20 protein-coding genes and 1 riboswitch are annotated in these 25,783 nt (G+C 67.1%); of the genes, 16 read left to right on the top strand and 4 right to left on the bottom strand.

Annotated elements, in window-relative coordinates; all coding sequences use genetic code 11:
* Positions 1-3: 3 nt before the first annotated feature.
* Positions 4-972, top strand: coding sequence for an alpha/beta hydrolase (locus V5F78_RS02155; RefSeq protein WP_394069011.1), 969 nt, complete (start codon positions 4-6; stop codon positions 970-972).
* 791 nt (positions 973-1,763) lie between these two features.
* Here the strand turns inward: V5F78_RS02155 and V5F78_RS02150 are convergent.
* A complete protein-coding gene (locus V5F78_RS02150) occupies positions 1,764-3,014 on the bottom strand; it encodes a ubiquinone biosynthesis hydroxylase (protein ID WP_394069010.1) in 1,251 nt (416 codons plus the stop codon).
* A 172-nt stretch (positions 3,015-3,186) separates the two neighbouring features.
* On the opposite strand from V5F78_RS02150, the gene tesB reads away from it, so the two are divergent.
* The 14 genes from tesB to V5F78_RS02080 all read left to right on the top strand — a co-directional run bounded on the left by tesB (position 3,187) and on the right by V5F78_RS02080 (position 21,978).
* The gene (gene tesB, locus V5F78_RS02145) at positions 3,187-4,053 is read left to right on the top strand and encodes an acyl-CoA thioesterase II (protein ID WP_394069008.1); all 867 of its coding nucleotides are present in this window, start codon (positions 3,187-3,189) and stop codon (positions 4,051-4,053) included.
* A 262-nt stretch (positions 4,054-4,315) separates the two neighbouring features.
* Entirely contained in the window at positions 4,316-4,654 is a 339-nt protein-coding gene (locus tag V5F78_RS02140; RefSeq protein WP_348844448.1) for a P-II family nitrogen regulator, read from the top strand.
* A gap of 28 nt (positions 4,655-4,682) precedes the next feature.
* Positions 4,683-6,170 (top strand): ammonium transporter, encoded by a 1,488-nt coding sequence (locus tag V5F78_RS02135; protein ID WP_394069006.1) that lies wholly within the window; start codon positions 4,683-4,685, stop codon positions 6,168-6,170.
* 505 nt (positions 6,171-6,675) lie between these two features.
* Positions 6,676-9,723 (top strand): isoleucine--tRNA ligase, encoded by a 3,048-nt coding sequence (ileS, locus tag V5F78_RS02130; protein ID WP_394069004.1) that lies wholly within the window; start codon positions 6,676-6,678, stop codon positions 9,721-9,723.
* Complete coding sequence (gene lspA / locus V5F78_RS02125; RefSeq protein WP_394069002.1) at positions 9,720-10,232, top strand: signal peptidase II; 513 nt, start codon at positions 9,720-9,722, stop codon at positions 10,230-10,232. Before ileS ends, lspA begins: the two co-directional genes overlap by 4 nt.
* Positions 10,233-10,305: 73 nt before the next feature.
* Complete coding sequence (locus V5F78_RS02120; protein WP_394069000.1) at positions 10,306-10,941, top strand: hypothetical protein; 636 nt, start codon at positions 10,306-10,308, stop codon at positions 10,939-10,941.
* A gap of 205 nt (positions 10,942-11,146) precedes the next feature.
* Positions 11,147-12,514, top strand: a complete 1,368-nt coding sequence (locus V5F78_RS02115) for a M16 family metallopeptidase (protein ID WP_394068999.1) — start codon at positions 11,147-11,149, stop codon at positions 12,512-12,514.
* A 113-nt stretch (positions 12,515-12,627) separates the two neighbouring features.
* A complete protein-coding gene (locus V5F78_RS02110; protein ID WP_394068998.1) occupies positions 12,628-13,863 on the top strand; it encodes a M16 family metallopeptidase in 1,236 nt (411 codons plus the stop codon).
* A 188-nt stretch (positions 13,864-14,051) separates the two neighbouring features.
* Positions 14,052-14,816: a hypothetical protein gene (locus V5F78_RS02105; RefSeq protein WP_394068996.1), complete on the top strand. Its 765-nt coding sequence runs from the start codon at positions 14,052-14,054 to the stop codon at positions 14,814-14,816.
* Positions 14,817-14,890: 74 nt separating this feature from the next.
* A riboswitch (glycine riboswitch) is annotated at positions 14,891-14,991 on the top strand.
* A 173-nt stretch (positions 14,992-15,164) separates the two neighbouring features.
* Entirely contained in the window at positions 15,165-16,322 is a 1,158-nt protein-coding gene (gene gcvT, locus V5F78_RS02100) for a glycine cleavage system aminomethyltransferase GcvT (RefSeq protein ID WP_394068995.1), read from the top strand.
* Between the two features lie 2 nt (positions 16,323-16,324).
* A complete protein-coding gene (gene gcvH, locus V5F78_RS02095) occupies positions 16,325-16,702 on the top strand; it encodes a glycine cleavage system protein GcvH (RefSeq protein ID WP_394014032.1) in 378 nt (125 codons plus the stop codon).
* Between the two features lie 71 nt (positions 16,703-16,773).
* Entirely contained in the window at positions 16,774-18,117 is a 1,344-nt protein-coding gene (gene gcvPA, locus V5F78_RS02090; RefSeq protein WP_394068993.1) for an aminomethyl-transferring glycine dehydrogenase subunit GcvPA, read from the top strand.
* Between the two features lie 205 nt (positions 18,118-18,322).
* Complete coding sequence (gene gcvPB / locus V5F78_RS02085) at positions 18,323-19,888, top strand: aminomethyl-transferring glycine dehydrogenase subunit GcvPB (RefSeq protein WP_394068991.1); 1,566 nt, start codon at positions 18,323-18,325, stop codon at positions 19,886-19,888.
* A gap of 428 nt (positions 19,889-20,316) precedes the next feature.
* Positions 20,317-21,978 (top strand): L-lactate permease, encoded by a 1,662-nt coding sequence (locus tag V5F78_RS02080; RefSeq protein WP_394068989.1) that lies wholly within the window; start codon positions 20,317-20,319, stop codon positions 21,976-21,978.
* A gap of 57 nt (positions 21,979-22,035) precedes the next feature.
* Here V5F78_RS02080 and V5F78_RS02075 read toward each other — a convergent pair whose 3' ends face one another.
* The 3 genes from V5F78_RS02075 to V5F78_RS02065 form a co-directional block, all read right to left on the bottom strand.
* Entirely contained in the window at positions 22,036-23,184 is a 1,149-nt protein-coding gene (locus V5F78_RS02075) for an extensin family protein (protein WP_394068988.1), read from the bottom strand.
* 174 nt (positions 23,185-23,358) lie between these two features.
* Positions 23,359-24,258, bottom strand: a complete 900-nt coding sequence (rpoH, locus tag V5F78_RS02070) for an RNA polymerase sigma factor RpoH (protein WP_394068986.1) — start codon at positions 24,256-24,258, stop codon at positions 23,359-23,361.
* 118 nt (positions 24,259-24,376) lie between these two features.
* Entirely contained in the window at positions 24,377-25,426 is a 1,050-nt protein-coding gene (locus tag V5F78_RS02065) for an RluA family pseudouridine synthase (RefSeq protein WP_394068984.1), read from the bottom strand.
* On the opposite strand from V5F78_RS02065, the gene V5F78_RS02060 reads away from it, so the two are divergent.
* Complete coding sequence (locus V5F78_RS02060; RefSeq protein ID WP_394042031.1) at positions 25,425-25,769, top strand: hypothetical protein; 345 nt, start codon at positions 25,425-25,427, stop codon at positions 25,767-25,769. The genes V5F78_RS02065 and V5F78_RS02060 overlap by 2 nt on opposite strands.
* Positions 25,770-25,783 lie beyond the last annotated feature (14 nt).

Genomic DNA, 25,783 nt, shown 5'->3' with positions numbered 1-25,783 from the left:
TGCGTGATCAGCCGGCGCGCGCTTCTGGCGGCAGGCGCCTGTGGCCTGCTGCTTACCGGTTCCCGGCGCCTCGGGGCGGCTCCCGTCTTCGAGGTGGAAGAACAGCCCTGGGCCCTCGGCGGGCTCAGCGGCACCTTGGCGCTGGCCCGCGACGGGCGCGCCGCCGGCCCGGCCGTGCTGCTTCTGCCCGGCTCCGGTCCGCTGGACCGCGACGGCAATGGCCCGTCGATCTCAACCGACCTCTATCGCCAGATCGCGCTCGGCCTCGCCGGGGCGGGATACAAGGTGCTGCGCTACGACAAGCGCGGGGTCGGTGCCAGCCGCGCGCTGGTGGCGCGCGAGGAGGATCTGCGCTTCGACCAATATGTGGACGACAGCGTCAATGCCTTGCGCGCGCTGGCGGCGCGGCCGGATGTCTCCAGCCTGATCGCCATCGGCCATAGCGAGGGCGCGAGCGTCGCGACGCGCAGCGCCGAGCGGGTGCCGGTTGCGGGCCTGGTGCTGCTGGCCGGCGCCGGGCGGCCGCTGGCCGATATCCTCCACGATCAGTTCGTGGCCATGAACCTCACCGATTCCATGCTGAACGAGGCGTTGAGCATCCTGCGCACGGTGGCGGCCGGCGGGCGGGTGTTCCAGGTGCCCCCGGCGCTGCGCATGGCGTTCCGCCCCTCGGTTCAACCCTTCCTGGCCTCGGAATGCGCGGTGGACCCGGCGCGCGACCTCGCGCGCGTGCGCACGCCGACCTTGCTGGTTCAGGGCCTTCGCGATCTTCAGGTGAGCGGGCAGGATCTCGCGGCCCTGCGGCGCGGCCGGCCGGACGCGGAAGTGGTGACGCTGGCGGACGCGAACCACATGTTCAAGGTGGCGCCGGAGGACCGCGCGGCCAATTTCGCCCTCTACAGGAACCGCACCGCCCCCCTGCACCCCGGCGTGCTGCCCGCGCTGGTGCGCTTCATCGAGACCCAAGCCTGAGGCGCAGCCTCAGGCAGAACGAGGGGAGATCTGAGGCGCAGCCTCAGGCAGAAGCGAGAAGGCACGTGAGGCGCAGCCTCAGGCAGAACGAGAGGAGATCTGAGGCGCAGCCTCAGGCAGAAGCGAGAAGGCACGTGAGGCGCAGCGTCCGCCTTCGCGCGTCACGGCCGGCCTGTCCCGGCGATCCACCCCGCTCCGACCGCGCCCCCGAGCCCCCTTGCCGTATCCCCTCCCCCCTTGCGGGGGAGGGACAGGGAGGGGGGTATCGCGCCGCCCAACCGGCGATGGGATTTTCGCGCCATCAGACCCCCCTCCCCACCCCTCCCCCGCAAGGGGGGAGGGAGAAGACCGCTCACAAAAGGCCAAAAGGTGCCTGAGGCGCAGCGCCCCCTTCGCGCGTGACGGCCGGCCTGTCCCGCCATCCACGCCGCTCCGACCGCGCCGATCTTGAAAGGCGGGCACCATCGGTGCAGCGTGGATGCACGGGTCGAGCCCGTGCATCCACGCTGCTTCCGGCAAAGACGCCAGCTGAGGAAACGTGATGCTCAGGGTCCTGGAACCGATGGATGCGCGCCCTTCGGATTCATGTAGGAGATCTCGCCCGAACACGCGGTGTCATCGGCGGAAAAGCGGCGAGAAACCCGCTTCACACCCTGTTCGTCTTCGCTAAGCCATTGTTTCACGTGAAACATTTTCGGCGCCCGCCCCTTGAGGCCGCCCCTTGAGGCCGCCCCACGAGCCGCGATTGGCCCCACCCCGCGCCCCTCCCGAGGCGGAGCGCCTGGTTCGCGCTACAGCGCCATCCCACGCATGAGCTTGGGCACCGCGCCGGTCAGCCCCGCCGCATCCTTGATGAACAGGCCCTTGAGACGCGGCAGCCGGTCCACCAGGCCAAGGCCGACATCGCGCATCAGCCGCAGGGCGTCGGAATGGTTGGAGAACAATTTGTTCAGCCCGTCGGTGGCCACCCCCATGGCCAGGGTGTCGAACCGCCGCCAGCGCTGGTAGCGCTCCAGCACCTGGGGCGACGCGTAATCGAGGCCGACGCGGGCGGCGTCCGTGATCGCCTCGGCCAGTGCGGCAACATCGCGCAGGCCCATGTTGAGGCCCTGCCCGGCGATGGGATGGATGAGATGGGCGGCGTCCCCCACCAGCGCGAACCGTTCGCCGATGAAGCTGCGCGCCATGGCAAAGCCGAGAGGATGCACGCTCGGCTTGGTCACCGGCTTCACCGCGCCGAGGGAGAGGCCGAAGCGCTGCTCCAGCTCCTCCTGGAAGCGGAACGCCGGCAGGTCCACCAGGCGCTGGGCTTCCGCCGTCCGCTCGGTCCATACGACGGACGAGCGGTTGCCCGGCAGCGGCAGCGTGGCGAACGGGCCGCCCGGCAGGAAATGCTCCTCCGCCCGCCCCTCGTGCGGGCGCTCGTGCTCCACGGTGAAGGTGATGGCCGATTGGCCATAGGCCCAGGAGACGGTCTGGATTCCGGCCATCTCCCGCAGGCGCGAGCGGGCGCCGTCACAGGCCACCAGCAGCGGAGTCCGCAGGGTCTGGTCGGTGCCGTAGGAAACGGTCACGCCGCCGCGGTCGGTGGAGAAATCGCCCACCGGCTCGGCGATCAGCGCCACGCCGGCCGCCTGGGCCGCCTCGGTCAGAGCTTGCTGGAGCACGGCATTCGGCACCATGTAGGCGAACGCCTCGCCTTCCTCCACCTCGCCGTCGAAGGTGAGGAACACCGGGCGGGCGACGTCGCGGGTGCGGCTGTCGGTCACCACCATGGTGCGCATGGGTTCGGCCGCCGGCGCCACCTTGTCCCAGACGCCGAGCACGGTGAGCAGGCGGCGTGCGCCGGCGGCAATGGCGGAGGCGCGTGGATCGCCCCAGGTGCCGCGCGCGAAGGCCGGGTCCAGCACCGTGATGGCGGCATCGCGTCCGAGCCCGTCCTTGAGCGCTAGCGCAAGGCTCAGCCCGGCGAGCCCCGCCCCCGCGATCACCACATCGGCGCGGCCTGCGGCGGGCGTGTGGGTCTCATCGCTGGCGGTCATGATCTTCTCCTCGATGTGCCCGCCGCCCATACCATGGCGCGGGTTGAAAAGGCGCGGGCTGAAAAGCGGCCCTGCGATGCGGGCGCGTGCGGCAGCCTGACCTTGACGGGCGCCCGCGCGCGTGGCTCGTTCGCCCGAACCCGCCCCGCAACCTTCAAGGTCGAGCCCCGCCATGAATGATGTCGAAGCCCTCCTGCACATCCTCGACCTTGAGCCCCTTGAGATCAATCTGTTCCGGGGTCGCAGCGGGAGCCCGGGCGGCGGGCGGGTGTTCGGCGGACAGGTGGTGGCGCAGGCCCTCGTGGCCGCCCAGCGCACCGTGGAGATGGAGCGCATCACCCATTCGCTGCACGGCTATTTCCTTCTGGGCGGCGATCCCACGATCCCCATCGTCTATGAGGTGGACCGCATCCGCGACGGCCGCTCCTTCACCACGCGCACCGTGAAGGCGATCCAGCACGGCAAGGCGATCTTCTCCATGTCCGCCTCGTTTCAGCTCCTGGAACCCGGGCTGGAGCACCAGATCGCCATGCCGCACGTGCCCCAGCCGGAAGAATTGCCCTCTGACGAGGTGTGGCGCGACAAGCTGCTGAAGCGCTTTCCCGCCGCCTCGAAGCGCGACTGGATGGCGCTGCGTCCGCTGGAAGTGAAGCCCACGAGCCTCGATCCCGCGTTCCTTTCGGGCAATATCAACACCTCCCGTCCGAGCATCTGGGTGCGCGCGCGCGGCCCCCTGCCGGACGACCTGCGCACCCAGCAGGCGGTGCTTGCCTATGCCTCCGACCTTTCGCTGCTCCAGGCGGCACTGGTGCCGCATCGCAAGAGCGTGTTCGATCCGGACATCCAGGTGGCGAGCCTCGACCACGCGCTCTGGTTTCACCAGCCGTTCCGGGCCGACGAATGGCTGCTTTACGTTCAGGAAAGCCCGGCCGCCGGGGGCGCGCGGGGATTTTGCCGGGGCGAACTCTTCACCCGCGACGGCAAGCTCGTGGCTTCAGCGGCGCAGGAAGGCTTGATGCGTCCCGTTACCCCTCGGTGACTGCGGATTGAGCGATCTGATTATTTTTTAGGCTAAAATTCCGGCAACGTTGCGGCAACCGCATGACGAAGAGTCTCGTGGCGAGAAAATAAGCACGCCGCAAACGAGGCTTTCCCCATTTGGCACGGTCCTTGATTCCCTGTTCGCAGGCTTGGGTGCTGCAGCGTGGATTTTCCCCGTCACGCGCGGCCCAGCCCGGAAGAACGCGCCCTCCGCTTTTGCGGTGCGAGGGCATCACGGGGACAGGGACAGGGATCGATCCATGAAGATCGTGATGGCCATCATTAAGCCGTTCAAGCTGGAAGAGGTGCGCGACGCCCTGACCGGCATCGGGGTCCACGGCCTGACCGTGACCGAGGTCAAGGGTTACGGCCGCCAGAAGGGGCACACGGAAATCTATCGCGGCGCCGAATATGCCGTGAGCTTTCTCCCCAAGCTGAAGATCGAGGTGGCGGTCGCCTCCGATCAGGTCGCGAAGGTGGTGGAAGCCATCACCGCCGCCGCCAAGACGGGCCAGATCGGCGACGGGAAGATCTTCGTCTTCCAGATCGATCAGGCGGTTCGCATCCGCACCGGCGAGACCGACACCGACGCCCTCTGAGCAATCCTCATTCACGGAGCCATATTCCATGACGTTCAAGACCTGGTCCCGGGTGGGACTGCCAACCCTTCTCGCAGCGGCGGCCCTTGCCATGCCCGTGCTTGCGCAGACAGCCACGCCGGCGGCCGATGCCGCGGCGGCGGTTGCCGCGGCGCCGACCATCAATAAGGGCGACACGGCCTGGATGCTGGTCTCCGCCATGGTCGTGCTGATGATGTCGGTGCCCGGCCTCGCCCTGTTCTACGGCGGCCTCGTGCGCGGCAAGAACATGCTCTCGGTGCTGATGCAGGTGTTCTACACCGTCTGCATCGTCGGCCTGATCTGGGTCCTGTACGGCTATTCCATGGCCTTCACCGGCGGCTCCGATTTCGTCGGCGGCTTCTCCAAGGCCTTCATGAAGGGAATCACGGTGGATTCCGCCGGCGGCACCTTCACGGTCGGCGTGGCGATCCCGGAACTGGTGTTCGTCGCCTTCCAGATGACCTTCGCCATGATCACCCCGGCGCTGATCTTCGGTGCGTTCGCTGAACGCGTGAAGTTCTCGGCGATCGTGCTGTTCGTGCCGCTCTGGGTCACGTTCATCTACTTCCCGATCGCCCACATGGTTTGGTACTGGGCCGGCCCGGACGCGGTCGACGCGGCTGCCAAGGCCCTGAAGGCGGCGGCTGACGGCCCGGCCAAGCAGGCGGCGCAGGATGCCCTCGACGCGGTTCTCGCGGACGCCGGCTACATCTACAAGATCGGCGCCATCGACTTCGCTGGCGGCACCGTGGTGCACATCAACGCCGGTATTGCCGCCTTCGTGGGCTGCCTCATCGTCGGCAAGCGCACGGGCTTCGGCAAGGAAGCCTTCTCCCCCCACTCCCTGACGCTCACCATGGTCGGCGCCTCCCTCCTGTGGGTCGGCTGGTTCGGCTTCAACGCGGGCTCCAACCTGGAAGCCAACGGCCTCACCGCTCTGGCCATGATGAACACCTTCATCGCCACCTGCGCCGCCGCCATCTCCTGGATGATCATCGAGTGGCTCGCCAAGGGTAAGCCTTCCATGCTCGGCGTCGTGTCGGGCGCGGTTGCCGGCCTCGTGGCCGTCACCCCGATGGCTGGCTTCGCCGGCATCATGGGCTCGCTGGTTTCGGGCCTCATCGTCGGCGTGCTGTGCTTCTTCTTCTGCACCACCGTGAAGAACGCCTTCGGCTATGACGACTCGCTCGACGTGTTCGGCGTGCACTGCATCGGCGGCATCTTCGGCGCCATCGCGACCGGTATCGTGGTCGCCCCGGCGCTCGGCGGCACCGGCATCTACGACTACACCACCGGTGCGGTTGCCGATTACGCCATGGGCGCCCAGGTCCTGGCGCAGGTGAAGGCGGTGCTCATCACCCTCGTGTGGTCCGGCGTCGGCTCGGCGATCCTCTTCTTCATCATCAAGGCCGTGGTCGGTCTGCGCGCTCCGATCGAAGTGGAACGCGAAGGCCTCGACATCACCGAGCACGGCGAACGCGCCTACCACAGCTGAGCCTGAGGGGCGGCGGCACCGCCGCCCCTTAGCTTCCGGCGCGCCCGGACAAGGCCCGCCCGCGCGGCGGGCCGATGCAAACCAGAATGCGGCCTCGGCGCGAACCGGGCCGCGCGACGTCCCGGACAGGCCGCGCGAAACGGCGTGTCCAACCGAAATAAAAAGAGGGGAAGATGAAGCCTCGGCCGCCTGGCCGGGGCTTCATTGCTTTTTGGGGCGGCCTCTCCCGCTTATCGCGCGGCCGGGCGTCGCCCGTCCGTGTTCCATCCGGGCTTTTCCCGCGTCGAGAGCCCTGCTAGAAGCCCTGCATGGCACAAGCACCGTCACATCAGGGCGCGCGCCGCCCGGCCCGGGCGCGAATTACCAGCCCGGAACCCCGCCAGCGCGCCTGAGCGCGCGGGGTCAACCGGGACACGCCCCTTCGCCGCGACCGCCCCGCCGATGCGCCGGGGTGCGCCCACCGATGTAACGATCTGCCGCCAAGATCCCTTTCGAGCCCGATCCCATGACCGAGAAGACGCCGTCCGACGCCGTGGACTATTCCGCGACCCTGTTCCTGCCGCAGACCGACTTTCCCATGCGGGGCGGGCTGCCGAAGAAGGAGCCGGAGCTGCTGGAGCGCTGGGCCCGCATCGGCCTGCGCGAACGGCTGCGCGAAGAGGGGCGCGGGCGTCCCCGCTTCGTGCTGCACGATGGCCCGCCCTATGCCAATGGCAACATCCATATCGGCCACGCGCTCAACAAGATCCTGAAGGACGTGGTGACGCGCTCCCAGCAGATGCTGGGCTTCGATTCCAATTACGTGCCCGGCTGGGATTGCCACGGCCTGCCGATCGAATGGAAGATCGAGGAAGAAAATTACCGCAAGAAGGGCAAGGCCAAGCCCGACTTCTCTGACAGCGCCGCCATGATCGCCTTCCGCCAGGAATGCCGCGCCTATGCCGAGCATTGGCTGAACGAGCAGCGCACCGAATTCAAGCGCCTCGGCGTCGAGGGCGATTGGGACCACCCCTATACCACAATGAGCTTCCTCGGCGAGGCGCAGATCGCCCGCGAGATCATCAAGTTCGCGGAAAACGGCCTGCTCTATCGCGGCTCCAAGCCGGTGATGTGGTCGGTGGTGGAAAAGACCGCGCTCGCCGAGGCGGAGGTGGAATATCACGACCACCAGTCGGACACGGTGTGGGTGAAGTTTCCGGTGGTGGGGCCAGTTGCAGTTGCAGGGTGGCAAAGCCAGACCCATCGACTTGCAAATCCTGCAGATATTCAAAGCGCCTCCATCGTCATCTGGACCACCACCCCCTGGACCATGCCCGGCAACCGGGCGATCTCCTTCTCGAACCGCATCTCCTATGGCCTGTATGAGGTCACTGAGGCACCAGCGGACAATTGGTCGAAGGCCGGCGACAAGCTGATCCTCGCCGATAAGCTGGCGGACGACGTGTTCAAGGCTGCCCGCGTCACGAGTTTCTCTCGTCTCGGTGACGTACCTGCGGACGTGCTGGCGAACCTCGTCACCGCCCATCCGCTCGCCTCGCTCGGCTATTCCTTCAAGGTTCCCCTGCTCGAAGGCGACCATGTCACCGATGACGCTGGCACGGGCTTCGTCCACACCGCCCCGGGTCACGGCCGCGAAGATTTCGAGATCTGGACGGCGCACCGCCGCTGGCTGGAGGAGCGCGGCATCAATCCCGCCATCCCCTATACGGTGGACGAGGACAGCTTCTATACCGACCAGGCGCCGGGCTTTGCCGGCAAGCGCGTCATCACCGACAAGGGCGAGAAGGGCGATGCCAACCAGGCGGTCATCGACGCTTTGGTGGCTGCCGGAAACCTGCTCGCGCGCGGGCGGTTGAAGCACCAATATCCCCATTCCTGGCGCTCCAAGAAGCCGGTGATCTTCCGCAACACGCCGCAATGGTTCATCGCCATGGACCAGGACATCCGCAATGCGGACGGCACGGCGGCGCCGCGTCCCGCGACGCTGGCCGGCAACGCGCCCGACACCCTGCGCGCCCGCGCGCTCGCCGGCATCAAGACCGTGGATTGGGTGCCGGCGACCGGTGAAAACCGCATCACCGGCATGATCGCCAGCCGGCCCGATTGGGTGGTCTCGCGCCAGCGTGCCTGGGGCGTGCCCATCGCCGTGTTCGTCAAGGAAGTCGGCGACGGCTCCGTGGAGATCCTCAAGGACCCGGCCGTGAACGCCCGCATCGCCGCGGCCTTCGCGGAGGAAGGCGCCGATGCCTGGTACCAGGAGGGCGCCCGCGAGCGCTTCCTTGGCGATCGCGCTGCCGAGGGCTGGGCGAAGGTGGACGATATTCTCGACGTGTGGTTCGACTCGGGCTCCACCCATGCCTTCACCCTGGAGGTGCGCCCCGACCTGAAGGCGAACCGCCCGCCGGACGGGCCGGACCGGGTGATGTATCTGGAAGGCTCCGACCAGCATCGCGGCTGGTTCCACTCCTCCCTGCTGGAGAGCTGCGGCACCCGTGGCCGCCCGCCCTATGACGCGGTGCTGACCCACGGCTTCGTGCTGGACGAGAACGGGCACAAGATGTCCAAGTCGCTCGGCAACGTGGTCTCGCCCCAGGACGTGATCAAGGCGTCCGGCGCCGACATCCTGCGCCTGTGGGTGTGCGCCTCCGATTATGCGGACGATCTGAAAATCGGCCCCGAAATCCTCAAGACAACCGCCGATACCTATCGCAAGCTGCGCAATACCGTGCGCTGGCTGCTGGGCTCGCTGCATCATTACCGCGCCGGCGAACGGGTCGCCTTCGCCGACATGCCGCCCCTGGAAAAGCTGATCCTGCATCGCCTGCAGGAGCTGGACGGCCAGATCCGCGCCGCTTACGTGGCCTATGACTATAAGAAGGTCCACGCGCTGCTGACGTCCTTCATGACGAGCGAGCTGTCCGCCTTCTATTTCGACGTCCGCAAGGACGCGCTCTATTGCGATCCCTTGTCCTCGCTCACCCGCCGCGCCTGCCTGACGGTGCTGGACGAGGTGTTCGAGCGCATCGTCACATGGCTCGCGCCGATTCTGCCCTTCACCTGCGAGGAAGCCTACCTCGCCCGCACCGGCGATACGGAAGGGTCCGTGCACCTGCGCACCTTCCCCGAGACCCCTGCGGAATGGAAGAATGAGGCGCTCGCGGAGACCTGGCGGAAGATCCGCATGGTGCGCCGCGTGGTCCTCGGCGCGCTGGAGGTGGAGCGCACCGCCAAGCGCATCGGCTCCTCGCTCGAAGCCGCGCCGCAGGTGTTCGTGACCGATCCGGACCTTGCCGCCGCTCTGGAAGGCCTGGATCTGGCGGAAGTGTGCATCACCTCGGGCGCGCACCTCGTCCTGGCGGCGCCGCCCGAAGGCGCCTTCATGCTCGATGAGGTCCCCGGCGTCGCGGTGGTGCCCGCCTTGGCACAGGGCCGCAAATGCGCGCGCTCCTGGAAGGTGCTGGAGGAGGTCGGCAGCGATCCCGACTTTCCCGACGTCACCTTGCGCGACGCGCGCGCCCTGCGCGAACTGGCCGCGCGAGCCGCCGCCGAATGAGCCGCCCCGCGCGCCATATCCGCCTCGGCGTCCTGGTGGCGCTGATCGTGCTGGTGCTCGACCAGGGCAGCAAGACTGCGGTGCTCGCCTGGTCTCAGAGCTGGCCCGAGGGCGTGCGGGAATTGACCCCGTTCCTCAATCTGGTGGTGCTGTGGAACAGCGGCATCAGCTATGGCCTGTTTCCTCAGGGCGAGACCGGGCGCTGGGTGCTGGTGGCGTTCAAGGTGATCGCCTCCTTGCTGTTCGCGGTGTGGCTCGCCCGCACCCCGCGCAAGCTCGAAGCCTTCTCGCTCGGTCTTTTGATCGGCGGCGCCATCGGCAATGCGGCCGACCGGGTGGTCTATGGCGCCGTGTTCGATTTCGTGTCGCTGCACGCCTTCGGCTTCAACTGGTACGTGTTCAACGTGGCGGATGTGGCGGTCGTTGTGGGCGTTGCCGTGCTGCTTTATGATGCTTTCTTCGGACGCGCCTCAAAAATGCCGCCCTCTGACCTCAGCCGTATGGGCTGAATGTCCGAGAAGGGGCAGGCGCACGAGGGAAAGGCCCATGCGAATGACGGAAAATCGGCGGAACCGAGCCTTTATGCTGCGTGGCCTCATGCTGGCAGCGCTTCCATTCGCTGCCCTGTCTGCCTCTCCGAACCTCGCGTTTGCCCAGGAAAGCGACACCGGCGACTTCTTCAAGACCACGCTCGGCGGCCTTCTCGGCCTCAATGACGACGAGAAGCCGCAGATCCAATATCGCGAGCGCGCCCCGCTGGTGGTTCCCCCGCCGAGCGCCGCCAACACCTTGCCGCCGCCGCGCGATGGCGGCGCGGCCGCTAATCCCAATTGGCCGAAGGATCCGGATGTGATCCGCGCCGCCAAGGCCAAGGCCGGCGACCAGACACCGGTGGGCCTGACCGATTCAAGCCGCGTGCTGCTCCCCTCGCAATTGAACAATCCGCGCCTCAAGCCGACCCAGAGCGCTGCGAACGGCGCGCCGGTCGGGGCTGAATCCAAGCGGGACGTGCTGTTGCCGAGCGAGCTCGGGTTCAAGAACTGGTTCGCGCCCCAGGGCAGCGACAAGGATAAGCTCACCTTCAACGGCGAGCCCGAGCGGCAGGAGCTGACCGAGCCGCCTCCGGGCTACCAGACCCCCGCGCCCAATGCGCCGTATGGGGTGGTGGAGCAGAAGGCGGAACCCTTCAAGTTCCCCACCCTGTTCGATCGCCAGTGAGAGTTTCGGGCCGCAGCCGCGCTGCGCCCCGGCACCGGTCTTCGCGGCGTGCCGAACCGCGTGAGGAAACAAGGCCGCGTGCTCGCATGAATGTGCGCGTTGCACGCTTCGCCGCAGTGGCGGTGCGCCGCCGGCTTCCTATTTTAAGGCGATGCGCCGTCACTCCTTCGCGCGGCCCGTGCCTCCAAAGGGCAGAAACGAACAGATGAGACGCCTGGCAATGATCGCAATGGTCGCCGCGGGAACCGCCGCAGCAACGTTGAACGCCGCTTCCGCCGCAGGGCCGGACGTCACCCAATACCAGCTGGCCAACGGCCTCACGGTGATGGTGATTCCCGATCACCGCGCGCCGGTGGTCACCCATATGGTGTGGTACAAGGTCGGCTCTGCCGACGAGCAGGCGGGCAAGTCCGGCATCGCGCATTTCCTTGAGCATCTGATGTTCAAGGGCACCGAGAAGGCCGGCCCCGGCAAGTTCTCGGGCGAGGTGGCCCGGCTCGGCGGCCAGGAAAACGCCTTCACCTCGCAGGATTACACCGCCTATTACCAGCGCGTCGCCAAGGAGCACCTGGAAACGGTCATGACCTTTGAGGCCGACCGCATGACCGGCCTCAAGCTCTCCGACGCGGTGGTGCTGCCCGAGCGCGACGTGGTGCTCGAAGAGCGCCGCATGCGGACCGACAGCGATCCCGGCGCCCGCCTTTCCGAGGCCCTCCAGGCCGCGACCTATGTGAACCATCCCTACCAGCATCCGATCATCGGCTGGGAGCATGAGATCAAGCAGCTGAACCGCGAGGATGCCCTCGCCTTCTATCGCCGCTTCTATGCCCCCAACAACGCGGTGCTGGTGGTAGCGGGCGATGTGGAACCGGAAGCCGTTCGCGCGCTCGCCGAGAAGACCTATGGCGTCATCCCGCGCGCCGACACCCCGCCGCGCAACCGCCCGCAGGAGCCCGAGCCGCAGGTCCATCGCCGGGTGTCGCTGAGCGACCCGCGCGTTGCCCAGCCGAGCCTTCAGCGCAGCTATCTGGTGCCCTCCTATCGCACCGCCAAGCCCGGCGAGGCGGAGGCACTGGACGTGCTCGCCCAGATCCTCGGCGGCGGACAGACCGGACGTCTCTATCGCGACCTCGTGGTCGAGCAAGGGCTCGCGGCCGGCGCGGGCGCTTGGTACCAGAGCACGGCCTATGACGAGACCCGCTTCGGCATCTCCGCCTCGCCCCGTCCGGGCGTGACGCTGGAGACACTGGAACAGGCGATGGACGGCGTGGTGGACAAGATGGCGAAGGAGGGGCCGGACGATGTCGAGCTGGCGCGCGCCAAGACCCGCCTGACGGCGGAAGCCATCTATGCCCGCGACAATCAGGCGACCCTCGCGCGCATCTATGGCGCGGCGTGGGCCACCGGCATTTCCGTGGAGGATGTGAACCGCTGGCCGGATCTCATCAAGCGCGTCAGCGCGGCGGACGTGAAGGCCGCTGCCGCGCAGTATCTCGTGCTGAAGCGCGCGGTGACCGGCTATTTGACCCCGCCTCCCGCGACCGCGCCTGCGGCACCGGAGAAGCGCTCGTGAGCGCACCTTTCACCGCTTCCTCCTTTCGCGCTCGCATTCTTGTGTTGGTGATGATGGCTGTTTCCCTTGTTTCCGCGGCTCCTGCCCAGTCCCAGACCACGCGGATCACACGCGTGGTCAGCCCCGGCGGCATCGAGGCGTGGCTGGTGCGCGACACCACCTTGCCGCTCCTTGCCATGGAATTCGCCTTCCTCGGCGGCGCGGCCCAGGATCCGGCGGAACGCCCCGGCATCGCCAGCCTCGCCGCCTCGCTGCTGGACGAGGGCGCCGGCGAATATGATGCCGAGCGCTTCCACCAGGCGCTGGCCGACAAGGCCATCGAGCTACATTTCGACGCCGGGCGCGACGAGGTCCGCGGCTCGGTGCGCACCCTTTCGGAAAACCGCGACGCCGCCTTCGACATGCTGCGCCTGTCGGTGACCCAGCCGCGCTTCGACACCGAGGCAGTCGAGCGCATCCGCACCGCGCAGCTTGCCTCGCTGCGGCGGCGCTCCACCGATCCCAATTCGCTCGCCAACGAGCGCTGGTTCGCGCTGGCCTTCCCGAACCATCCCTACGGCCGCCCCGTGGACGGCACACTCGCCAGCGTCGCCGATATCACCCGCGAGGATCTGGCTACTTTCGCCAAGCGCAATCTCGCCCGCTCCAACCTGCGTGTGGCGGTGGTGGGCGATATCACGCCCGAGGAACTCGCCACCGAGCTGGACCGCGTGTTCGGCGCGCTTCCGGCCACCGCGCAGCTCACTCCGGTCGCGGATGTGAAGCCCCAGGACCTCGGCAAGACCGACGTCATTCCGCTGGATGTCCCCCAGTCCGTGGTCATGATCGGCACTGACGGGCTGGAACGGCAGGACCCGGATTTCATCCCCGCCTATGTGCTGAACCACATTCTCGGCGGCAGCGCCTTTTCCTCCCGCCTGTTCAAGGAAGTGCGCGAGGCCCGCGGGCTCGCCTATTCGGTCTATTCCTACCAGGTGGCATTGGAGCACGCGGGCCTGTGGTTCGCCGGCACCGCCACCAAGAACGACCGCGCGGGCGAATCCATAAAGATCATCAACGAGGAGTTTCAGCAGATCCTCGACAAGGGCCCGACCCAGGCGGAGCTCGACGAGGCCAAGAGCTATCTCACCGGCAGCTACGCACTGCGCTTCGACACCTCTTCGAAGATCGCCGGACAATTGCTCCAGATCCAGATCGACAAGCTTGGCATGGATTATATTGATCGCCGCAACGCGCTGATCGAGGCGGTGACGCTGGAGGATCTGCGACGCGTCTCGCAGCGTCTCTCGGGTGCGCGCAAGGCTCTGGTGGTGGTTGCCGGACGACCGGCGGGAGTGGTGGGAAACTGACCGGCCGGCGCCGCCGGTAACCATAGAGTCAGATACCTCCCCGCCGACGGGCTCAAGGCGCGGGTTCCCCCTCCCCGAGCGCTTTAACCTTCTGTTATACATTCCCGTGTTGCGGAGGTTTTTGGAGTTTCCTCATGCGTTTTGCTTTAGACGCGGCTCTGCCTATGCGTGTGTTGGCCGGGGCAGCCATGGCCATCACCCTTGCAGGGTGCGCCGGCAACTCGCAGGGAACGTTCGGCGCGCCCGGCGTGAATGTCGATCCGGCTGCGGCGGCGGGCGGCGTAGGCGCCGCACAGACCACCAATAATATGACCGTCGGCACTGGCCCGGATGCGGTGGAATTCGAATGCCCGCGCGTGGACGTGCGCTCCGGCGCGTCCACCTGGCAAGTCCCCGCCCCCGGTGGTGGCCTCAAATACCAGGGCTCGCTCGGCCAGATGGCGCGCGAATGCAATATCGCGAACGGCGTCATGAACGTGAAGGTCGGCCTTGATGGGCGCGTCCTGCTCGGCGACAAGGGCACGCCCGGCGCGCTCAACGTACCGATCCGCATCGCCGTGGTGCAGGAAGGTCCCTCGCCGAAGACCATCACCACCAAATTCTTCGTGGTGCCGCTGAACATCCCCCAGGGTGAAACCCAGACCACCTTCACGGTGGTGGAGGACACCATCTCCTTCCCGGTCACCACCCCGGAAGCGATCGGGAAATATGTGATCTACGTGGGCTTCGACCCCAAGGGCGAAACCCCGGCCCGACCGCGCCCGGCCCGGCCGCGGCCTGCTGCACCCGCGGCCGATGCCGCGCCTGCGGCAACCGCTGCCCCGGCCGCCGCAAAGCCCGCCGCGAGCAAGCCGGCCGCCCCGGCAGCGCCAGCCGCGGACCCCAATACGTTCGGCCCGGCGCCGACCTTCGGGCCACCCCCGGCGACTTTCGGACCGCCACCCGCACAATGACGAAACGCGCCGCATTGACCCTGCGGCGCGTTTGTCTATGGTGACGGCGGCCGCTCCTCGGAGCGGTCGCTCGGAAGATCCCTGCGGGAGAGACCGGCCCATTCTCTGAATGATGGCTGGCGCCGAAGGCGCAACCGCCCCGGAACCGCTCAGGCAAAAGGACCGCAGGGGGACGACACTCTGGAAAGCAGCCGCGGCGTGACCCTCAGGGTTCATGCGGGTGGCTCACCGAAGGCGTAAGCCGTGCCCGTTCCACCGGGTGCGGTCAAATCTCTCAGGTTCCGGTGACAGAGGGGGCGCCGCTCGGGTCGAAAGACCCGATGACTTTGGCGCGCCCCAGGAACCGGAATGTCACATCCCGAGACTGATCTCCCCCTTCTGAAAACGCCGCTACACGGCGCCCATGCGGCGCTCGGCGCCCGCCTTGTCCCGTTCGCCGGCTACGACATGCCGGTGCAATATCGCGATGGAATCCTGGCCGAACATGCCTGGACCCGCACCCACGCGGGGCTGTTCGACGTGTCCCACATGGGCCAGGCCAAGCTCGTCGGCCCCGATCACGCGACCACGGCCGCCGCGCTCGAGGCGCTGATCCCCGCCGACATCCTCAATCTGAAGCCCGGCCGCCAGCGCTATTCCCAGCTGATGGCGGACGACGGCGGTATTCTGGATGACCTCATGGTCACCCGTCCCGGCGCGCCGGACGAGGACGGCACCTTGTTGCTGGTGGTGAACGCCGCCGGCAAGGAGGCCGATTACGCCCATATCGCCGCCCGCTTGCCCGCCGGCGTGACGCTGGAACGGCTCGACGACCGCGCCCTGCTCGCGCTCCAGGGTCCGCAGGCCGCCGCCGTGCTCGCGCGCCATGCGCCTGAAGGCGCCACGCTGGACTTCATGGCGGCCGGCCCGGCCACGTTCGACGGAATCCCCGTCCATATCTCCCGCTCCGGCTATACCGGCGAGGACGGATTCGAAATCTCCGTCCCCGAAGACGCCGCAGTCACGGTTTGGAACACGCTTCTCGCCGAGCCGGAGGTCAAGCCCATCGGCCTCGGCGCGCGCGATTCGCTGCGGCTGGAGGCGGGCTTGTGCCTCTATGGCCACGACATCGACCCCATCACCTCTCCGGTCGAGGCCGCCCTCGTCTGGTCCATCCAGAAACGGCGGCGCGAGGGCGGCGGCTTTCCCGGGGCCGCGCGCATCCAGCGCGAGCTGGCAGAAGGCCCGGCCCGCGTGCGCGTCGGCCTGCACCTCGAAGGGCGTGCGCCGGCCCGCGAGGGCGCCGAGATTGCCAAGGACGGAACGGTGATCGGCATCGTCACCTCGGGCGGTTTCGCACCCACCCTCAACGCGCCCATCGCCATGGGCTATGTGCCGCCCGCCCTGGCGGCGCCGGGCACGCGTCTCGACATCATCGTGCGCGGCAAGAACCTGCCCGCGACCGTCGTCACATTCCCGTTCGTGGCCCAGCGCTACGTCCGTAAGAGCGAACAGAAGGGGGCCTGACCATGAGTGACGTGCGCTACACCAAGGACCATGAATATGTCCGGCTCGACGGTGACGTGGCGGTGATCGGCATCTCCGATTATGCCCAGAGCCAGCTCGGCGACGTTGTGTTCGTGGAGCTTCCGGCCATTGGCAAGGTCGTGAAGCAGTCCCAGGAAGCCGCGGTCGTCGAGAGCGTGAAGGCCGCGAGCGAAGTCTATGCCCCGGTTTCCGGCGAGGTGATTGCCGTCAACGAGGCGCTGGAAGCCGCCCCCGATACCGTCAATGCGGATCCGGAAGGCGCCGGCTGGTTCGTGAAGCTCAAACTTTCAAACCCCGCCGAATTGGACGAATTGATGGATGCCGCGGCCTATGCCGCCTTCGTCGAGACGCACGCCTGACACCCCAACGGCCGCACATGCACGGTGCCGCGGGCTGACGCGGCCGTGCACGTCGGCGAGGCAAACGCATCATGCGCTATCTCCCCCTGACACCCGAAGACCGAACCGAAATGATGGCACGCATCGGCGTGCCATCGGTGGACGCTCTGTTCGCCGACATCCCCGCCGACAAGCTTCTCGCCGAACTGCCCGACCTGCCTCGCCGCAAGGGTGAGCTGGAGGTCGAGCGCGCCCTGTCGCGCCTTGCCGCGCGCAACGTGCCAGCGGGCTCCGTGCCGTTCTTCGTCGGCGCCGGCGCCTATCGCCACCATGTGCCGGCGACGGTCGACCATCTGATCCAGCGCTCGGAATTCCTCACCTCCTATACGCCCTACCAGCCCGAGATCGCACAGGGCACCCTGCAATATCTGTTCGAGTTCCAGACCCAGGTGGCGGAACTCACGGGGATGGAGGTCGCCAACGCCTCCATGTACGACGGCTCGACCGCTGCCGCCGAAGCGGTGCTGATGGCGCACCGGGTAACCAAACGCGGCAAGGCCGTGCTGGCGGGCAATCTGCATCCCCATTATGCGCAGACCATCGCCACCGTTTCCCATTATGCCGAAGTGCCTCTGCTGCGCCTCGCGCCGCAGCCCACGGGGCCGGACGACATTCTCGCGGCCATCGACGAGACCGTCTCCTGCGTGGTGGTGCAGAGCCCGGACGTGTTCGGCAATCTGGTGGATTTGAAGCCCATCGCGGAAAAGGCCCATGCGGCCGGGGCGCTTCTGATCGCCGTGTTCACGGAAGCCGTCTCGCTCGGCCTCGTCGAGCCGCCCGGTGCGCAAGGGGCGGACATCGTGGTGGGGGAAGGCCAGTCCATCGGCAATCCGCTCACCTTCGGCGGCCCCTATGTGGGCTTGTTCGCCACCCGCGCGAAATTCGTGCGCCAGATGCCGGGGCGCCTCGCCGGCGAGACGGTGGATGCGGAAGGCCGGCGCGGCTTCGTGCTGACACTGTCCACCCGCGAGCAGCACATTCGCCGCGAGAAGGCGACCTCCAACATCTGCACCAATTCCGGCCTGTGCGCGCTGGCCTTCACCATCCATCTCTCGCTGCTCGGCGAAGCGGGGCTGACGCGGCTCGCCCGCATCAACCATGCCGCCGCCTGCGACCTCGCCGACCGGCTCGCCGCCCTCGACGGCGTCGCGGTGCTCAACGAGAGCTTCTTCAACGAGTTCACAATCCGCGTCGCGGGTAACGCGGCAGAGGTGATCGAGAAACTGGCGGCCAGGGGCATCCTCGGCGGCGTGCCTTATTCCCGGCTGGCGCCGGATGCGGGCCTTGACGATTTGATCCTGGTGGCCGCCACCGAGACATCCACGGACGAAGACCGCGCCGCCTATGCGGCCGCGCTGAAGGAGGTGCTGGCATGAACGCGCCCCTTACCGCCAGCGCCCTGCTCCCCCTCTCCCGCTTGCGGGGGAGGGTTGGGGAGGGGGCCCGTGAAGCCAAGCCTCCCTTCAATATTTCGATGCCGGATCTTTTCCCCCTCCCTAGCCCTCCCCCGCAAGCGGGAGAGGGAACGGCCGTCTTCTTGCCGAAAGCCGCACGCTCTTTCCTCTCCCAGGAGATCCGCTCATGAATCGCGAAGGACGCGGCGCGACGGCGCCCCAATCGGCGAGCGAAATCGGCCCTGCCACCTTCACCGGCAACCGGGCGCTGGACTTGGAAGAGGGCCTGCTGTTCGAGATCGGCCGGCAAGAGGTGACGGGCGTCGATCTGGACGAGCCGGCCGCCTTCGCCCCACGCCTCGGCGGGCTTGAGCGCAAGGCCCCGCTCGGCCTGCCCGGCCTCAGCGAGCCGGAGGCCATGCGCCATTATGTGCGGCTCTCGCGCATGAATTACGGGATCGACAGCGGCCTCTTTCCGCTGGGCTCCTGCACCATGAAGCACAATCCGCGCCTCAACGAGCGCATGGCCCGCCTGGCCGGATTTGCCGACATCCACCCGCTGCAGCCGGTTTCCACGGTCCAGGGCGCGCTCGGGTTGATGGGCGAGCTTTCGCGCTATCTTCTCACCCTCACTGGCATGGATGCGGTGGCGCTCACCCCCAAGGCCGGCGCCCATGGCGAATTGTGCGGCATGATGGCCATCAAGGCCGCCCATGAAGCCAACGGCCGCAAGCCCACCATCGTGGTGGTGCCGGAAAGCGCCCATGGCACCAATCCCGCCACCGCTGCCCTGCTCGGTTATCAGGTGAAATCCATTCCCGCCCGCGCCGACGGCACGGTGGACGTGGAAGAGGTGAAGAAGGCGCTCTCGCGGGACGTCGCCGCCATCATGCTGACCAATCCCAACACCTGCGGCCTGTTCGAGCCGGACGTGGTGGCGATCGCCGAGGCGGTGCATGCGGTGGGCGCCTATTTCTATGCCGACGGCGCAAATTTCAACGCCATCCTGGGCAAGGTGCGGGTCGGCGATCTCGGCGTCGATGCCATGCACATCAATCTTCACAAGACCTTCTCCACCCCCCATGGCGGCGGCGGGCCGGGCGCGGGGCCGGTGGTGCTCTCGAAGGCGCTCGCGCCGTTCGCTCCTGCCCCCGCGCTGGTCGTAGACGGCGACGGCCTGCGCCTCGTGGAACAGCAGGGTGAGGCTGGTGCCGAGCAGGCGCTCGGGCGCATGAGCGCGTTCCACGGCCAGATGGGCATGTTCGTGCGCGCGCTCTCCTGGATGCTGTCCCACGGCGCCGACGGCATGCGGCAGGCCGCGGAGGATGCGGTGCTTTCCGCCAACTACATCCGCGCCAGCCTCCAGGACGTGATGAGCGCGCCCTTCGCCACGCGCCCGGCCATGCACGAGGCCCTGTTCGACGATGCTTGGCTGGAGGGCACGGGCCTGTCCACGCTCGACGTCGCCAAGGCGCTGATCGACGAGGGCTATCACCCCATGACGGTCTATTTCCCGCTGGTGGTGCACGGCGCCATGCTGATCGAGCCGACGGAGAGCGAATCCAAGGCCTCGCTGGATCTGTTCATCGCCACCCTGCGGGATCTCGCGATGGCGGCGAAGGCGGGCGAGAAGGAGCGCTTCCTCGGTGCTCCGCATTATGCCCCGCGCCGCCGGCTCGACGAGACGCGCGCCGCCCGTGCGCCGGTTTTGCGCTGGGTGAAACCTGCGGCGATCGCCGAAGCGGCGGAATAGGCCCTCTGCGGCCGCACGCCCCTCAGGGGCGCGGCGCCACTTCAAAATGCCCGAAGCCGCCGTTTGCCTCGCGCGCCGGCGGCTTCGGCTTTTGTCGGGCAGCGCGCCGTATCGCGCGGGTGCTCTGAAGCGACGGTTCGCATCACAGCCGACCTGCGAACGGCACAGGTGCCGCTTCTTTCGACAAATGTACATGACGCTAGGTAATTACAACATCATCCCTGTAATTTACGTTACGTAATATAGACTTTGGAATCATGTCGTTCCAAATCGTCCCGACAATTCAGCACCGAAGTCTAAGCTTTAGCCGACGAATGCTGGTTCCCTAGAGTTTTACCATTGACAGACGCGAGATGTCGCCTCGCAATAGCGTGGGCTGGACGACCAGCACCTGAATCAAAAATAAAACGGCTCTAGGGAGCGATGTAATGTGGAATCAGGTCTATGACCCGTTCGGCAGTGCAGTGCTGTCGACTCTCGCGGCGGCGATCCCCGTCGTTACACTTCTGGTATTGATTGCCTCCGGCAAAGTATCTGCACACATTGCTGCAGTTCTCGCCCTTCTTGTGGCGCTCGCGATTTCCATTTTCGCCTTCACCATGCCGGCGGATCTCGCCATCCGCGCAACGCTACTAGGGGTTGTCACCGGATTTTTCCCGATCGGCTGGATTATTCTGAACGTCATTTTCCTTTATCGCCTTACGGTGGAGAAAGGGTGGTTCGAAATTCTCCAGCAATCCATCGGCGGCATCACGCAGGACCGGCGCCTGCAACTGCTGCTGATCGCCTTTGCCTTCGGCGCCTTCTTCGAGGGCGCGTCCGGCTTCGGCACCCCGGTCGCGGTGACGGGCGCGCTGCTGATCGGCCTTGGCTTCTCGCCGCTTGCCGCCTCCGGCCTTTCGCTGATCGCCAATACCGCGCCCGTCGCCTATGGCGCACTCGGAACACCAATCCAGGGACTGGCCTCGGTGACCGGGCTTGACCCCTATCTTCTGGGCGCCATGGTGGGGCGGCAATTGCCGTTCTTCTCCCTCATCGTGCCGTTCTGGCTCATCTGGGTGTTCGCCGGGCGCAAGGGGATGTGGCAGATCTGGCCGGCGATCCTGGTCACGGGCGTTTCGTTCGCCGTGCCGCAGTATTTGATCTCCAATTTCATCAATCCCTGGATCGTCGATATCGGCGCCTCCATCATCTCCATGGGGTGCCTCGTCGCGTTCCTGCAGGTGTGGCAGCCGAAGGAATTGTGGCTGTCGCCGAAGCTGCGCACCCACGACTTGAGCGCCGATACCATGCCGCCCCCGCCCCCGCCCCGCGCCAAGGCGAGCCGCGCCGAAGTCATCTGGTCCTGGGTGCCGTGGTTCATCCTCTCGCTGGTGGTGGGGCTGTGGGGCACCGGCTGGTTCAAAGCCCTGGTCAATCCCATCTTCACCATCAACGTGCCGGTCACCGGCCTGCACAACATGATCCAGAAGGTCCCGCCGGTGGTGGCAAAGCCGGTGGCGGAAGGCGCGGTGTTCGCCTTCACCTATCTCTCCTACACTGGCACCGGCATTCTCATCGCCGCGCTCATCGCCGCCGCCTTCATGAAGTTCTCGCCGGTGCGGATGGTGATGGCCTATGCCGAGACCATCTGGGTGGTGCGCAAGTCTCTGCTCACCATCGCCGCCATGCTCGCCATCGGCACCCTGACCCGCTATTCGGGCCTGGACGCGACGCTCGGCCTGGCCTTTGCCCATGCGGGTTTCCTCTATCCCTTCTTCGGCACCTTGCTCGGCTGGCTCGGCGTCGCGCTGACGGGATCGGACACCGCCTCCAACGTCCTGTTCGGCGGCTTGCAGAAGATCACCGCCGAGCAATTGGGCCTCAGTCCCATCCTGATGGGCGCCGCCAATTCCTCCGGCGGCGTCATGGGCAAGATGATCGACGCGCAATCCATCGTGGTGGCCTCAACCGCCACCAATTGGTTCGGTCATGAAGGCACGATCCTGCGGTTTGTGTTCTGGCACTCGATCGCGCTGGCCTGCCTCGTCGGCTGCTTCGTGATGCTGCAGGCCTATGTGTGGCCGTTCACCGCGATGGTCATCCACTGACGACCCGGCACCCGGCGTTCGCGCCGGGTGCCTCGTTCCCGCAGTGCGGGGTCCTGATCAATCCTCGCCCGGGCGTGCCTGGGGCAGTGGGATGGTGGAGGCCTGCGGCAAAGTGGGGGAATAATATTTGCGGTTCGCAATCGACCCGGTCACCTGCGGATCGCCGGCCCCCGCCGGCCCGTACGACATGGGGCCGAGCGGCCGCAGCGAATTCGGCTGATAGACCCCGCCCGGAGGCTGCACGCGCTGCACCGGATCGCCGGACGGCGGATAGCCCGGCGGCGGCGCGCCATATGGCTGCTGGCCATAGGCCGGTGCGCGCCCGTAGCCGGCGGGCTGAGATTGGCTGTAGCCCGGCGGCGCGCGTTCCGGCAGCGGCGGCTGGCCGGGCGGCGCGATGCTCATCGGCTCGCCGGGGACGCGCGCACCCTGCGGGAATTGGGGCGCCGGCGCGCCCAGGGGCTGGCCTTCCGAGCGCCCGCCGAATTGCACTGAGGGTTGCGGCGCCGAAACCATCAGCGGCGGCGGTGCCATGGGCCGGGGCGCGGGCTTGCAGATCAGGCGCGGATTGTTGCGCCGCATCAGGTCCACATGGATATGGTCGTAATGGAACACGTTCGAGCCGGGCGCCAGGACGGTGGTGAACACCTCGCACGCGCCCGCCTGCACCTGGAGCAGGAAGCCGCGCGCCTCCTGCGGCCCCTTCCAGCCGTTCTTGACCGTGATTTCGCGCCCATCGGCGAACACGAAGGCGCCGACATCCAGCGCATTGCCGAACGCATGCTCGGAAATCTTGGCGCCCACCTGGCCGTTCATGCCGCGGCAGGAATAAGACGACATCTGCCGGATGCCCACCACCGGCTGGCCCAACCAGGCCGTCGCCGCGGGCTGCACCACTTCGGCAAGCCATAAATTGAGATCGCGGATCATGGGACAGGCGAGCGTCGCCTTGGGCTCCACGGAGACCGCGCCGTCCTCGAGGCCGGACACGCGGAACGGGTGATCCATGCCGCAGGCGCCCGCGCCGTCGATTTCCGACATGGGCTCAAGGAAGGGAGATGCCACCGCGCCCTTTTCGGCGATGCACTTCTCTTCTGCCTCGGCGCGCCAGGGCTCCCGTCGGTCGAACAGATCGAAACGACAGCCCGACAGGAGCCCCACGCAGACGAGCGGGGCTACGAGATACCTGAATACGCCGCGCGTCATGGGGGCATGATGCGCTGCGACGGGTTGAGATCAGGTTAAGGGATGGCGGACGTGGCGCGGCAACTCGGGCCCCGGACGCAACGCCGAAACGACGATGGCCGGGCAAGCCCGGCCATCGCGATAAAATCTCAGTCGCGGCGTGCCGCTGCCGGACGCCCTCAGGCGTGCTCGGCCTCAGGCATTCTCGACCTCGGGTTCTTCCAGCGCGCGGACACGATCCACCACCGCCTTCTGCACCTTCTCAAAGGCCCGCACCTCGATTTGCCGCACACGCTCGCGCGACACACCGAACTCGGCGGCGAGTTCTTCCAGGGTCACCGGGTCCTCGGAGAGACGCCGGGCCTCGAAGATGCGCCGCTCGCGCTCATTGAGCACGCTCAGCGCGCCGGCGAGAGCGCCGCGGCGGTTCTCCATCTCCTCGCTCTCGGCGAACACGCTTTCCTGGTCCAGGTGGTCGTCCACCAGCCAGTCCTGCCATTCGCCTCCGCCCTCCCCTTCCTCGCGCAGCGGTGCGTTGAGGGAGGCATCGCCCGAGAGGCGGCGGTTCATGTCCACCACGTCCTGCTCGGTGACGCCGAGCTTGGTGGCGATGTGCTTCACCTGATCGGGACGCAGATCGCCCTCTTCCAGGGCGGAAATCTGGCTCTTGGCCTTGCGCAGGTTGAAGAACAGCTTCTTCTGCGCGGCCGTGGTGCCCATCTTCACGAGGCTCCACGAGCGCAGGATATATTCCTGGATCGAGGCGCGGATCCACCACATGGCATAGGTGGCGAGGCGGAAGCCCTTTTCGGGCTCGAACCGCTTCACCGCCTGCATGAGGCCGACATTGCCTTCGGAAATCACTTCGGATATGGGCAGGCCATAGCCCCGGTAGCCCATGGCGATCTTCGCCACGAGGCGCAGATGGCTGGTCACCAGCTTGTGGGCGGCATCGCGATCTCCATGCTCGCGCCAGCTTTTGGCAAGCATGTATTCCTGCTGCGGCTCCAGCATGGGGAACCGGCGGATTTCTTCGAGATAGCGTGTCAGCCCCCCCTCAGCCGAGGGAATGGGCACGTGTTGTGACCGGGCCATAGGCGGCCTCCTTGATGTCGTGGCCCTCAAGCGCAAGCGACCACATGCGCGGCCGCTTTCGCCGACCGCAACCGCGAACCATATAGGGTCTAACGCGCCAGGGCTAGCTTCGATCCCGTCACGACGCCGAGAGCTTCTCCAGAAGCAGTGCCAATTCGGATGGAAGCGGGCTGTCGAAGGTCAGCGTCTTCCCGCCGACAGGGTGGGCGAATCCAAGCCGTGTGGCGTGCAGCGCCTGCCGGTCGAGGGCGAGCAGCGCGGCGCGTGCGTCCGGCGCAATCCGCGCCGCCTTCGTGCGGAAACCCTGGCCATAGACCTCGTCGCCCAGCAGCGGGTGACCGACATGGGCCATGTGGACGCGGATCTGGTGGGTGCGCCCGGTCTCCAGTTGGCATTCCACCAGGCTCGCCACCGGAGACCCTGCGGTATCAAGGAAGGTTTCCAGCACGTCCCAATGGGTCACCGCCTCGCGTCCGCCCGTGCGCACCGCCATTTTCTGGCGGCTGGAGGGATGGCGGTCGATCGGAGCGTTGACCGTGCCGCGCTGGGCGGGGACGCCCCAGACAAAGGCAAGATAGGCGCGATCCAGCGGGCCGGTGCGTCCGTGGTCGGCGAACTGGGCGGAAAGCGCCGCGTGGGCGGCGTCGGTCTTCGCCACCACCAGCAGGCCGGAGGTGTCCTTGTCCAGCCGATGCACGATGCCGGGCCGGCGCACCCCGCCGATGCCCGAGAGGCTGGCGCCACAATGGTGCAGCAGGCCGTTCACCAGCGTGCCGGACCAATGGCCGGGCGCCGGATGCACGACCAGCCCCGCCGGCTTGTCCACCACGATCAGATGATCATCCTCATAGGCGATGGAGAGATCCATCGCCTCGGGCACGGGTTCGGCGGGTTCGGGGGCCGGAACGCGCAGGCGCAGGACGTCGTCGGCATTGACCCGCTCGGAAACGTCTCCTACCACTCGCCCGCCGTTGGTCACGCGCCCCTCCGCCACCAGGCGCTGGATGCGGGTCCGGCTCAGCCCGTCGAGCCGGGCGGCGAGCACGCGGTCGATGCGCGCGTTCGCGTCTTCCAAAGGCACGACGACCTCATGGTCGATCTCGCCTTCGGAAGCCTCGTCCAGCACCTCGAGAACGGCGTCTTCATCCACCCAGTCAGGCTTGTTCATGGTTTTCACTTCACCCGATCCCGAACCTCAAGAGGAACTCTCACCCGCCCAGGAGCGCGTGCTGAAAAAAGTGCGGCGCTTTTCGCTGGTGTCCGGCCTCATCATGATGCTCGGGGTCGCCTCCGTCTTTGGCGTGATCGGCTATCGCATGTTGCGCGCCAAGGGCCAGAAGGCCAGCGATATCACCGCCGCCCTGCCGAAAGGCGCGCGCATCGTCTCCACGGCGGTGGCCGACAAGCTTTTGGTGGTGACGCTGGACGTGGGCGGCGCGGTCGAGGTGCGCACCTTCGATCTCGACACCCTCGCCCCCGCCGGGCGGCTGCGCTTCGCGGTGGAACCCTAGCCGGACGGCGACCC

Source organism: Roseixanthobacter glucoisosaccharinicivorans (genome assembly GCF_043195095.2).
In the GTDB taxonomy this organism is placed as follows: domain Bacteria; phylum Pseudomonadota; class Alphaproteobacteria; order Rhizobiales; family Xanthobacteraceae; genus NCEH01.
Note: the sequence above shows the minus strand (reverse complement) of the source record. Positions and strands in the feature narration are given on the sequence as shown.

Coding starts and splice junctions, on each gene's coding strand:
- gcvPA (WP_394068993.1), top strand. CDS start 16,774: ATGCGCTATCTCCCCCTGACACCCGAAGACCGAACCGAAATGATGGCA.
- ileS (WP_394069004.1), top strand. CDS start 6,676: ATGACCGAGAAGACGCCGTCCGACGCCGTGGACTATTCCGCGACCCTG.
- V5F78_RS02115 (WP_394068999.1), top strand. CDS start 11,147: ATGAGACGCCTGGCAATGATCGCAATGGTCGCCGCGGGAACCGCCGCA.
- V5F78_RS02150 (WP_394069010.1), bottom strand. CDS start 3,014: ATGACCGCCAGCGATGAGACCCACACGCCCGCCGCAGGCCGCGCCGAT.
- V5F78_RS02135 (WP_394069006.1), top strand. CDS start 4,683: ATGACGTTCAAGACCTGGTCCCGGGTGGGACTGCCAACCCTTCTCGCA.
- V5F78_RS02120 (WP_394069000.1), top strand. CDS start 10,306: ATGCTGCGTGGCCTCATGCTGGCAGCGCTTCCATTCGCTGCCCTGTCT.
- V5F78_RS02080 (WP_394068989.1), top strand. CDS start 20,317: ATGTGGAATCAGGTCTATGACCCGTTCGGCAGTGCAGTGCTGTCGACT.
- V5F78_RS02065 (WP_394068984.1), bottom strand. CDS start 25,426: ATGAACAAGCCTGACTGGGTGGATGAAGACGCCGTTCTCGAGGTGCTG.
- V5F78_RS02140 (WP_348844448.1), top strand. CDS start 4,316: ATGAAGATCGTGATGGCCATCATTAAGCCGTTCAAGCTGGAAGAGGTG.
- gcvT (WP_394068995.1), top strand. CDS start 15,165: ATGTCACATCCCGAGACTGATCTCCCCCTTCTGAAAACGCCGCTACAC.
- V5F78_RS02105 (WP_394068996.1), top strand. CDS start 14,052: ATGGCCATCACCCTTGCAGGGTGCGCCGGCAACTCGCAGGGAACGTTC.
- gcvPB (WP_394068991.1), top strand. CDS start 18,323: ATGAATCGCGAAGGACGCGGCGCGACGGCGCCCCAATCGGCGAGCGAA.
- gcvH (WP_394014032.1), top strand. CDS start 16,325: ATGAGTGACGTGCGCTACACCAAGGACCATGAATATGTCCGGCTCGAC.
- V5F78_RS02060 (WP_394042031.1), top strand. CDS start 25,425: ATGGTTTTCACTTCACCCGATCCCGAACCTCAAGAGGAACTCTCACCC.
- rpoH (WP_394068986.1), bottom strand. CDS start 24,258: ATGGCCCGGTCACAACACGTGCCCATTCCCTCGGCTGAGGGGGGGCTG.
- lspA (WP_394069002.1), top strand. CDS start 9,720: ATGAGCCGCCCCGCGCGCCATATCCGCCTCGGCGTCCTGGTGGCGCTG.
- tesB (WP_394069008.1), top strand. CDS start 3,187: ATGAATGATGTCGAAGCCCTCCTGCACATCCTCGACCTTGAGCCCCTT.
- V5F78_RS02075 (WP_394068988.1), bottom strand. CDS start 23,184: ATGACGCGCGGCGTATTCAGGTATCTCGTAGCCCCGCTCGTCTGCGTG.